Source organism: Pseudomonadota bacterium (assembly GCA_026388215.1).
GTDB lineage: Bacteria > Desulfobacterota > Syntrophorhabdia > Syntrophorhabdales > Syntrophorhabdaceae > JAPLKF01.
Window position 1 is genome coordinate 1 of the sequence record JAPLKF010000187.1, and the last position, 9170, is coordinate 9170.

8 protein-coding genes and 1 riboswitch are annotated in these 9170 nt (G+C 43.3%); of the genes, 4 read left to right on the forward strand and 4 right to left on the reverse strand.

What is annotated here, in order from left to right; genetic code table 11:
* The 3 genes from NTU69_10115 to NTU69_10125 all read right to left on the reverse strand — a co-directional run.
* Positions 1–138, reverse strand: a 138-nt coding sequence (locus tag NTU69_10115) for a BrnT family toxin (GenBank protein ID MCX5803865.1), incomplete at its 3' end; no start/stop codon positions are given.
* Between the two features lie 390 nt (positions 139–528).
* Positions 529–1266, reverse strand: a complete 738-nt coding sequence (locus tag NTU69_10120; protein MCX5803866.1) for a hypothetical protein — start codon at positions 1264–1266, stop codon at positions 529–531.
* 208 nt (positions 1267–1474) lie between these two features.
* On the reverse strand, positions 1475–1825 hold the full coding sequence (locus tag NTU69_10125) for a hypothetical protein (protein MCX5803867.1): 351 nt from the start codon (positions 1823–1825) through the stop codon (positions 1475–1477).
* Between NTU69_10125 and NTU69_10130 the strand changes: the two genes are divergently transcribed.
* The 3 genes from NTU69_10130 to NTU69_10140 all read left to right on the forward strand — a co-directional run bounded on the left by NTU69_10130 (position 1715) and on the right by NTU69_10140 (position 6255).
* Positions 1715–2539, forward strand: coding sequence for a tyrosine-type recombinase/integrase (locus NTU69_10130; protein MCX5803868.1), 825 nt, complete (start codon positions 1715–1717; stop codon positions 2537–2539). The genes NTU69_10125 and NTU69_10130 overlap by 111 nt on opposite strands.
* Complete coding sequence (locus NTU69_10135) at positions 2526–3518, forward strand: tyrosine-type recombinase/integrase (GenBank protein MCX5803869.1); 993 nt, start codon at positions 2526–2528, stop codon at positions 3516–3518. The genes NTU69_10130 and NTU69_10135 overlap by 14 nt, the downstream gene beginning before the upstream one ends.
* 1513 nt (positions 3519–5031) lie before the next feature.
* Entirely contained in the window at positions 5032–6255 is a 1224-nt protein-coding gene (locus NTU69_10140; GenBank protein ID MCX5803870.1) for an ATP-binding protein, read from the forward strand.
* A gap of 88 nt (positions 6256–6343) precedes the next feature.
* Here NTU69_10140 and NTU69_10145 read toward each other — a convergent pair whose 3' ends face one another.
* Positions 6344–6478: a hypothetical protein gene (locus tag NTU69_10145; protein MCX5803871.1), complete on the reverse strand. Its 135-nt coding sequence runs from the start codon at positions 6476–6478 to the stop codon at positions 6344–6346.
* 648 nt (positions 6479–7126) lie between these two features.
* Positions 7127–7318, forward strand: a riboswitch (cobalamin riboswitch).
* Between the two features lie 35 nt (positions 7319–7353).
* Between NTU69_10145 and NTU69_10150 the strand changes: the two genes are divergently transcribed.
* Positions 7354–9170, forward strand: a 1817-nt coding sequence (locus NTU69_10150; GenBank protein MCX5803872.1) for a TonB-dependent receptor, incomplete at its 3' end; no start/stop codon positions are given.

Sequence of the window (9170 nt, forward strand, 5' to 3'; positions counted from 1 at the left end):
TTTTTCATCTGTAGAATGATCCGGGTCTTCAAATGTAATAGCCAGTGGATCACCAAAAACTGTCGCTGCCTCCTGAAGTGTAACGTTATGTTTTCGGACGTTAGCAACAGCTTTTTTCGGGTCCCACTCAAATTCCACCTTGACCCCTCCTACCGGCTATTATATCAGAAAAGTCGATTATCGTAAATATTATTAATTAATATACCAACTTGTCTTTTTCTAAATACTACAACCACCAACAAAAAAATAGCAAGAGCTTTTTTTGCATCTCTGAAATATTGTCACAGACTTATTTCTACTCAGATGGTTTTTGCTGATATTGCAGAGTAAAAACCAATGTACTTTTTTGTGGAGTAATTGGCAAAGCGATTGCAACAAATTCGGTACGTGATCAATAAATAGCTACGAGAGTATTTTGTATAAAGGAGATAAAAGTTAATGATTACCACGAGAAAGTAAATAGTTATTTATAAGTCTAAGACGTCCCTCTCCCCTCTCCCACAATAATCAAGATCCCACAAGGCTTTCCTAGTCCAGATGGCCTAACCCAATGTCAAAACCCATGGTACTTAATTCGAACAGTTCTTTTGGAACCTGCCGCCAGACCAGATCATCAGTTTTATCTCGCGCTTTCCTCGCTAAGGCGACATATTCAGATGCACTCCAGGTCTTGGGAACCCGCTCTGGAATTGCGGACAAAAGGATACGTCTTCCCTCTTCAGTCACGTGGCTCTGAGATACCAAAGTGCCAAGAAGAGGCTCAACGGCCAGCATCGGAAACATGCGTAAACTACAGTTGACGTTACGGATTCTTCGATCTTTTTCGTCGAGCAGGAAATACCCACGCTCAACAAGAGCATTAACGTGTACTGAGCTAAACCAGAAGTGAATTGTCCGATCTTCAAATCTTTTGGCATCGCCTCGTACAAGCAACACGATAACCAAAAAACTGTAGTTTGTGCTAACCAGTAAGTCCAAATCTTCCTTTTTTATCGAAATAGAAACCTCTGCTTCATCGCGACCCGATGTGCTTGGCCGAAAATCTGAAGACATTAATCGTCGAGACTTGATTTGAACAGCGAAAGGTGGTTCGAGCAGTCGTCCTCTCAGGTGAGGCCCCATGGAACGCTCCTTTTGGTTTGTGACAATAAGGTCAAAGCCAAAATCAGCAGGGAGCAAAAAGGCCTCGTAGCCTGCTGAAAAAAGCTTTCCGGCCACGTAATGTTCGGCTTCAAACCCCTTGTAAAGCCGCTCAAAGAATTCCATATATCATCCCTCAGTAATGCTCTACCGCTTCAATATTGACCGATTTTCTTACTCCTATCTTTCATTATCCCACAGCTCTTAAAAATATCAAGAATTTTTTTGTAAACAGTTCATTTATTACCAATTGTAACGGAGTATGAAATGATGAAATAAGAAAAACAACATTGCAGGAAGCTATACGTAACAAAATTTATTGACCATTAAACCGTTAAGGGTCATTATCTAACCTGCTTTTTCTCCAAAGAAAAGGAGGAAGAAAATGACCCAGACAAATGTAGTAGAGAACGGACCAGACAGTAACAGATTCGAAACAGCACAGCACAACCATCATACACGAACCCCCATCAACCGCATCCTCGTGAGGCTTTCTCAACTGGAACTCCCCGAAAAGGAGCACTTCGAGAACTATCTGCGGTACAAGTGGCGTGCAAACCACAAGCCGAGGACCATCGATAGCTCCTTCACATCCATCACGCTCTTCCTCGACTTTTATGGGAAGTCGGGTAAGACAGAGCTGAGGCAGATCGAGCGTTCCGATCTCGAAGCCTTTATTGAACACGAGCAGGACCGGGGCATGCATATTTCTACAGTAAAGACGAGACTCGCCTGCATCGTTGCCTTTCTCCACTTCCTCATCGAACAGGATCTTATCCCGGGGACCGTCTTCAAGAAACGGATCAGGCTGAAGCTTCCCGACACACTCCCCCGCGCCATAAACCCCCAGGATGTGAAGAGACTTATCTCCATCATCGACCACACCCGGGACCGGGCACTTATCTTTCTCCTCTTGCGGACAGGCATAAGGATTGGTGAGGCATTGGGACTTACGATGAATGACGTCGACTTAAAGGACAGAAAAGTTAATCTGTTCCAGGGAGAAAAGAACGACATGGGGAGGGTGGTCTACCTGAGCAATGATGCAGTCTTCTGTTTGAAACACTGGTTTAAATGGAGAGACCAGGAGAAGAGATTTGTCTTTTATGGCAAGGGCGATACCCCCATATGTTACAGCACGGCCCGGACACGCTTCGTCAAGTATCTCAAGGAGGCTGGGCTCGATAAGAAGGGCTATACCGTCCATGCCTTAAGACACACCTATGCGTCAGAGCTCTTAAATGCCGGCATGCGGCTGGAGGTCCTTCAGCATCTGCTCGGTCATCAGGACATCGAGATGACCCGGCGCTATGCCCGTTTGACGGACAGAACCCGTGAGGAAGAATACTTCAGGGCCATGGCAATTATCGAGAAAGGAGAAATTGATGGAAACTATTGACAGGTACCGGAGATGCTTAAAGAGAAGAAACTTCTCTCCCCATACGGTGAAAGCCTACATGAACATCCTTTCTCAGTTCATCACATGGCTTGTGATACCTCTCAACGAAATGACACGTAAAGAGATAGGCAGCTACGTAGATCACCTTATGGGAAAACGGCTGTCCCCAAAAACTATCACCTGCCACCTCCAGACGATACGACTCTTCTTCGACTATCTCATTGATGACGAAGGGATTAAGATGGCTAATCCGGTTACCAGGATATCGATCCGTCTGCCTAAACCGCTGCCCCGCCACTTAAAGGATGACCAGGTAGGTAAGCTCCTCGCCGTCATCAGCGACCCGAGAGATACGGCCATGTTCATGTTCATGCTTCGATGCGGGCTGCGGGTGGAGGAGGTCTCCCGGCTGACTGCAGATGCAGTGGAGCTTCCACGGAACAGGCTCTTTGTCGCCAACGGAAAGGGTCGCAAAGACAGGGTTGTCTATTTGAGTAAGGATGCCAAGTTTGCGTTAGAGAATTACCTGAAGGTACGTTCATCGAAGGCAAGAAGAATGTTCCTTGTACAGAAGGGGCCTCTGACAGGAACACCGATATCGGTCCGGGGCATCCAGAAGAGGATCGAGTACTATGCCCGATTGAGCAAGGTCAGGGTATCGTGTCATAGCTTACGCCACACTATGGCCACACAGCTCTTAAACGCAGATGCCGATCTCTCCACCATCCAGGACCTTCTGGGGCATAGCCACATTACCACGACCCAGCGATATTGTAGAGTATCAAACCTGAAAGTACAACGGGACTACTATAACGCAATCGAGGTGGTCATGCAGCGGAGCCAGGCAGGAGGCAGGGATGGATGGTTACTCCAAAAAAGACTGAATGTGGCGGATGATCATATGCTATATTTACAAGAAGAAGGTACCGTGAGAGAAAGAAGAAAACAGACAAAAGGAAAACATGGTGTAAGTAACTAATATTAAGAGAGAAAGCAGGATTTGTTACGTATAGCTCCCTGCAATCTTCCTCGGAACGACTTCCCATGATAGTGCTGATTTCAACCCGTAATTGTTGACCTTGATTGGGAATACTCGGTGTCCTAGCCCGAATGAATTTTGTTGTTGACTTTTCCGTGCACGCTTGATAATCTACTAATTAGAAGTTAAATTTTCACAAGTTAACCTACCAACCTGACCCTCAACTTTTTAAATTCTTTTTACAAGCAACCTCACGACACAACCCTTAACCTTTTCGCAGTGTCCTCTTGGACTGTGGATGGATGCCTATGGTAGGGATAATGTTTAACCCCGCGGTGATCGCCATTGCTTTCTACATTTGGTTTTGGGTCTGATTGCTCATAGTCAAAATAGAGAACGCCGTATCGGGTCCGAAGGGGACTCTAGCGGGGGAATTATGACCTGTGAACAAGGGCTGGATAGATGCTTACCGCCTATTTACTAAATGAGTCTCGGTAGCATCAAAAGCCGACCCATAATTGGTCATGCGGCTTTGTTAAAGACAATTTATTTGCACTTTCTAAGGGATTATTTGAAGAGTAACGGTTTTTCTTGATATTCAGCGGAGAATAGTATATAAAAGAGTCAAATCTAGTTGCAAAGAGTCCTCTTAGGACGTGAGAGAAACCCGCAAAGAACTCTAAACAGCTTCTTTGTGGGTTTTTTGTGTTATGGTGGCGGTAGATCCTTTTAATCTTTCCTTACATATCAAAAAGACAAAAGGAGAGGTTCTTAAAGGATACCATAATGTCTTTGAGGGAAGATTCAGCAAAAGCTACCGTTTCCTATTTTAAATCGAAGAGGCGGTTAAGCTAATTCGTTACTAAAAGGGGGTTTAAAAATGAATAAAATTTTAGAGAAAATTAAGAATTTCTTCAGTTGTAAATCTAAAAAGAAAGAAGAACCCAAACCGCAACAGAAAGAACCTAAGGCGCAGGAGAAGCCTAAAGAACAAAAATAGATTGGGTAAAAAAATAATCTTCTTTTTCTTTTAAAAACAAGTCTCTATTTCGCGCTGTAGCAAGAGATCTCCTCTTGGTCCATATCAGACGCCGACAAAAAATAACGGTGCCAATATAGTGCCAACAAAGTGTAATGCCGGTGAAGTGCAAAATGAAACGAGGTAAAAGACGCAAGAGATTTGGCAGACTGCCAAGAGACGACCAATTGGACTTGCTGCCAGAATTAGAAGGAAAAGGTTTAAAAAAGCTGCTGTCACCCTGTCAGAAGATATTCGGCTGAGTCCTCTTCTGATGCCATCACAGCAGTTTTACAGACTATCACCCTCTTGGGGTGTGTGGGAAGAGGACAGAGAGTTAATATCAACATAATATGAAAGCACCCAATCATGGCCGGCCAGGGACACCAACCCTTCTTAATTATCTTATGATATATTTAATATTTAGTGACCAGGTTTCGTTCATTAAAAATTTGAAAATAAAAGGAAGAAATTAGAAAGTGAGCTAAGGAGAAAATGGCGATAGTAAATTTACACAAAGAATTAGACAAGGAAAAACTGGAGGCTTTAGTTGAGATTTATGAAAAAATTAATAAACTTGAATTTGAGGGAATGCTGGAATTTTTAATCCATCAGACTATAGAAACTCTTGGGGTGAAAAGATGTGTTATTTTTAAAGTTTTTCCTGAGCCAGAGGTAGTGGCATTGGTAGCTGGAGAACCAAAAGATGAGCATGGGGTAGGCATGAAATTCTCTTTCAAAGATTTAGAAGCGCTAAAAGAGGTGGTTGGGATTAAGTCTTATCTTTTAATTACCGATCCCTGGCAGAATAAACGCACCTGGCACAGTCGAGAATTGATCTACCATCGAGGCATTAATGCGATTTTGTTTGTCCCCATATTGGTGCAAGATGAAGTAATTGGCGTGATTGTCATTGATGCGACGGGCGAGAGAAAAACTTTTACCGAGGAAGAGATATACTTCTGTGTGGTTTTGAGCAATTTGGTCGGCGTAATTTTAGAAAGAGATTTAATTCATAAAGAAAGAGGGGAGGAGAAGGCTTTAATGTTTTTGGGGCAGGCAGCTGCTGAAGCTGCCCATCGACTGCGCAATCCTCTGGTAGTGATTGGTGGTTTTGCTCGAAGATTGGCAAAATTGAAAGATCCTCTGTGCCAAGATTATGCTTCGCACATTATCAAAGGGGCCGATAAGATGGACGCCATAATCAGCGGATTGCTGAGGTTTTCTGCGCCTAAAAAAGTTCAGCTTACCGAAACCAAAATTAATGAGGTTATAAAAGAGGTTGAGAAATTAATTCCGGAGTTAATTGGTGCGAAAAATATTAGGGTTAGTCTTCAATTAGACTCAGGGATTCCAGCCGTTCTTGTTGATCCCACTGAGATCGAAGATGTGTTTTCTTCAATTTTGCGCAACGCGGTTGAAGCGGTCGAGGCAGAGGGAGAGATACTCATTAAAAGCAAAAAGGAAGGAAACGAGATCAAGGTTTCTATTACCAATACGGGTGGGTGCATTGATGAGGAAATTCTCCAAGAGATATTCAATCCTTTTTTCACTACTAAAGCAGCGGGTACCGGTTTGGGTTTAGCTACTGCCTTGGCGACAATTAAAGCTTATAACGGAGACATAAAAATACAGAATGAGCAGGCGTTCAAACTAACCACTTTTGTTATTAAGATACCAATACCAGAAAGGAAGGGACAGCGCAAAATAGAGGCTTAATTTTTTAAAATAGTTGGCTAAAATTCCTCGATTGACAGGTCTCGCCAAAAGGTGTAGATTTCAATCAGTAATTGATAGGGCCGGGTATTCAGGATGCTATTCTGCCGCCCAATTTCCTGTCGCCTTTTACGTAAAAAGGCGACATTTTTATTTTCTTCTCCTTAGCCAGTCCTGTAATTTCAACGCTTGTGGATAATTTATTTGCGTCATCCTGTCGCTTCATTGTATAATAAACGACAGAGAAGGGTGCATAAATCTGATTAAAGGAGGTTCAGCTATGCCAATTTACCGCAAGAGAAATGGTAAGGACACGTGGCATTGGTGCCAGAATTGTTCCCTCTGGCCAGCATCGGATTATAAAGAAGTGAAAAGAAAACCTACCTCGGGCAAGCTTTGTAATCAGTGTGCAGCAAAAGCTAAAAAGGGGGACTGCAAAAAATAGCAAGTTAATTTTGCTCTAATCCATGCCCTACCAATACAAACGCGAACCATTAAGCGAGGATGTTAAGCGAGGATGAAGTAATTTGCCTTGCCAATGCCCGCGAGAACTTAGAAGAAAAGATAGTCATTCAGCCTCTGCTTGATATCGCTTTAGGGTAGGTTACTTGGGATCACTTCGTTCACAGCTATCTACCATGCTGTATGGCCTTTATACCGATACTTTCAGCCCGTAATCTTCGATTCTTGAATATGGTCGCCCGTAGTGACTTGTAGGTGCTATACGTAACATATCATAGTTTTTCTTGGTTAAAAACGATATTCTCAGTTATCAACTTTATTTTCATCGAACACATCTTGAAGCCAGGACATATTTGAAGCTTGGATTTAAATTGAAAGTAATAAAATCTTGCAATTCGAGTAAGCACATGGTAGATATAATTTTACTGTTCTATAAGGCTAACCTTCAAGGGAAGTGCAGTTTAAATCTGCCGCTGTCCCGCAACTGTGATGGGTTAAGGCCGACGCAGGCAATATTTGCCAGCCACTGTTCTGCTCTTAAGCGGAATGGGAAGGCGCGAGGGCTTAAATCCCTTAAGCCAGGAAACCTTGGGTTAGACTCTTTAGACGTTATCCTTACGAGGCATAAGGAGGTCCATCATGAAACAAATAATTTTTCTATTTTCTGCATGTATGATTTTTACTATGGCTGGTCTTGTTTTTTCTCAAGAAATGCCCTACAGGCTGGATGATATTGTAGTAACTGCCTCTCGCATAGAGACCCCACTCAAGGAAGCCCCGGCAAACATCACTGTCATTACAAGCGAAGAAATGGAGCAGAAAGGGGCAGCAACCCTGATTGATGTATTTAAGGAAGAACCCGGTCTGTCCACCAAATCATGGACAGGCACAATAAAACAATCAAATATCGACATCAGAGGTTATGGAGAGGCTGCGCCCCAGAATGTGCTCTTTCTAATTGATGGGAGAAGAGTAAACAATGTTGACATGTCCGGCGCTGATCTCGCCCAAATACCAGTCGGCATGATCGAAAGGATCGAAATATACAGGGGCTCGGCAAGTGTCATGTTTGGCGATAATGCATCGGCAGGTGCAGTAAATATAATCCTCAAAAAGGGAGAAGGCAAACCCAAGGTAACGGCAAAGATGCTCGGGGGGAGCTATAATCTCTTTGCCCCCGGTCTTAGTGTTGCCGGCGGCGATAAAAAGCTCTCCTATTTTTTGCTTACATCCTCATATGATACGGACGGTTACAGAGAGAATCAAGCCGTCCAGATGAAAGATATTTTCGGGAATTTTTCTGTTGACCCGTTGAAAAATCTTACCATCAATATCAAGACAGGTTATCACAAAGATAAGTATGGTATGCCTGGCCCTGTGCTCTGGCAAAACCTCATCAACGGCATCGCAAAAAGAACGGATGCAGGCACGCCATTCGATAATGCGTCTACAGAAGACAGCTTTTTTGACATGGAAGCTGATATAAAACTTGCAGAGGATGTGAAATTCTCAATAGGGGGGTCATACAGAAACAGACATAGCGCCTCCTATTTCGATTACGGCACCTTCGGTTTTAACGAATCAAAAGGGCAACTCGAGACGTACGGGTTTACCCCCAGGATCGTGATCGATAAACCGTATGTGAGCGAAAGGATATATCCTCTCAGCAACCTGACCTTGGATATCGGCTACAGGGTTCATAAAGCCATATACGATTCCAGATATACAGATTACTTTACCCCTACCAATTCTACTACATACCACACTCACCAGCAAAAAGAAGCTTTCCGGGCATCAGTCAATTATGCCTTCAATGAAGCAGGAAACGCTTTTATTACGTATGCAAAGGGTTTCAGGTTCCCAACAACCGATGAACTGTTGAACATCCAGACAGGCGCAATCACAACCAATCTAAACCCGCAGACAGGATGGGAGGTTAATATTGGTGCACGGTGGAACCCTTTTAAGCGTTTGGGAGGTTCTTTGACCATCTTTCAGTCGAAAAACAAGGACGAGATATTTTACAATCCTTACACCTTTACTAATGCAAACTATGAGAGGACCAAAAGACAAGGGGTTGAGACACAGCTTAATTTTATCGTCACGGAAAATCTCAAATTTGGCGTCGGGTATTCATATATAGACACAAAATTTGATGGAAAACAGTTTATCGGCGGCGCTGACGTAGACGGGAACAGCATACCCCTTGTACCGAAAAACAAATTCTCAGCAAACATATCATATTCCTTCAACAGCTTTATTATTAATCTTATCACTGTTTACACCGGTAACAGGTATACGATAAGTGATCAGCTCAACAGCCATAGAGAACTACCGGGATATACTACTTGTGACATGAATATATCGTACAAGTATAAAAACTTAGAGGCGCTCTTCGGGATCAAAAATCTGACCGGCAAGGAATATAGTGAATTCGGCGTGGCGAGTACCACATC

What these genes read in the sequence shown, in the direction of transcription:
- NTU69_10120 (MCX5803866.1), bottom strand. Translation starts at nt 1,266, where the DNA reads ATGGAATTCTTTGAGCGGCTTTACAAGGGGTTTGAAGCCGAACATTAC.
- NTU69_10135 (MCX5803869.1), top strand. Translation starts at nt 2,526, where the DNA reads ATGGAAACTATTGACAGGTACCGGAGATGCTTAAAGAGAAGAAACTTC.
- NTU69_10140 (MCX5803870.1), top strand. Translation starts at nt 5,032, where the DNA reads ATGGCGATAGTAAATTTACACAAAGAATTAGACAAGGAAAAACTGGAG.
- NTU69_10145 (MCX5803871.1), bottom strand. Translation starts at nt 6,478, where the DNA reads ATGAAGCGACAGGATGACGCAAATAAATTATCCACAAGCGTTGAAATT.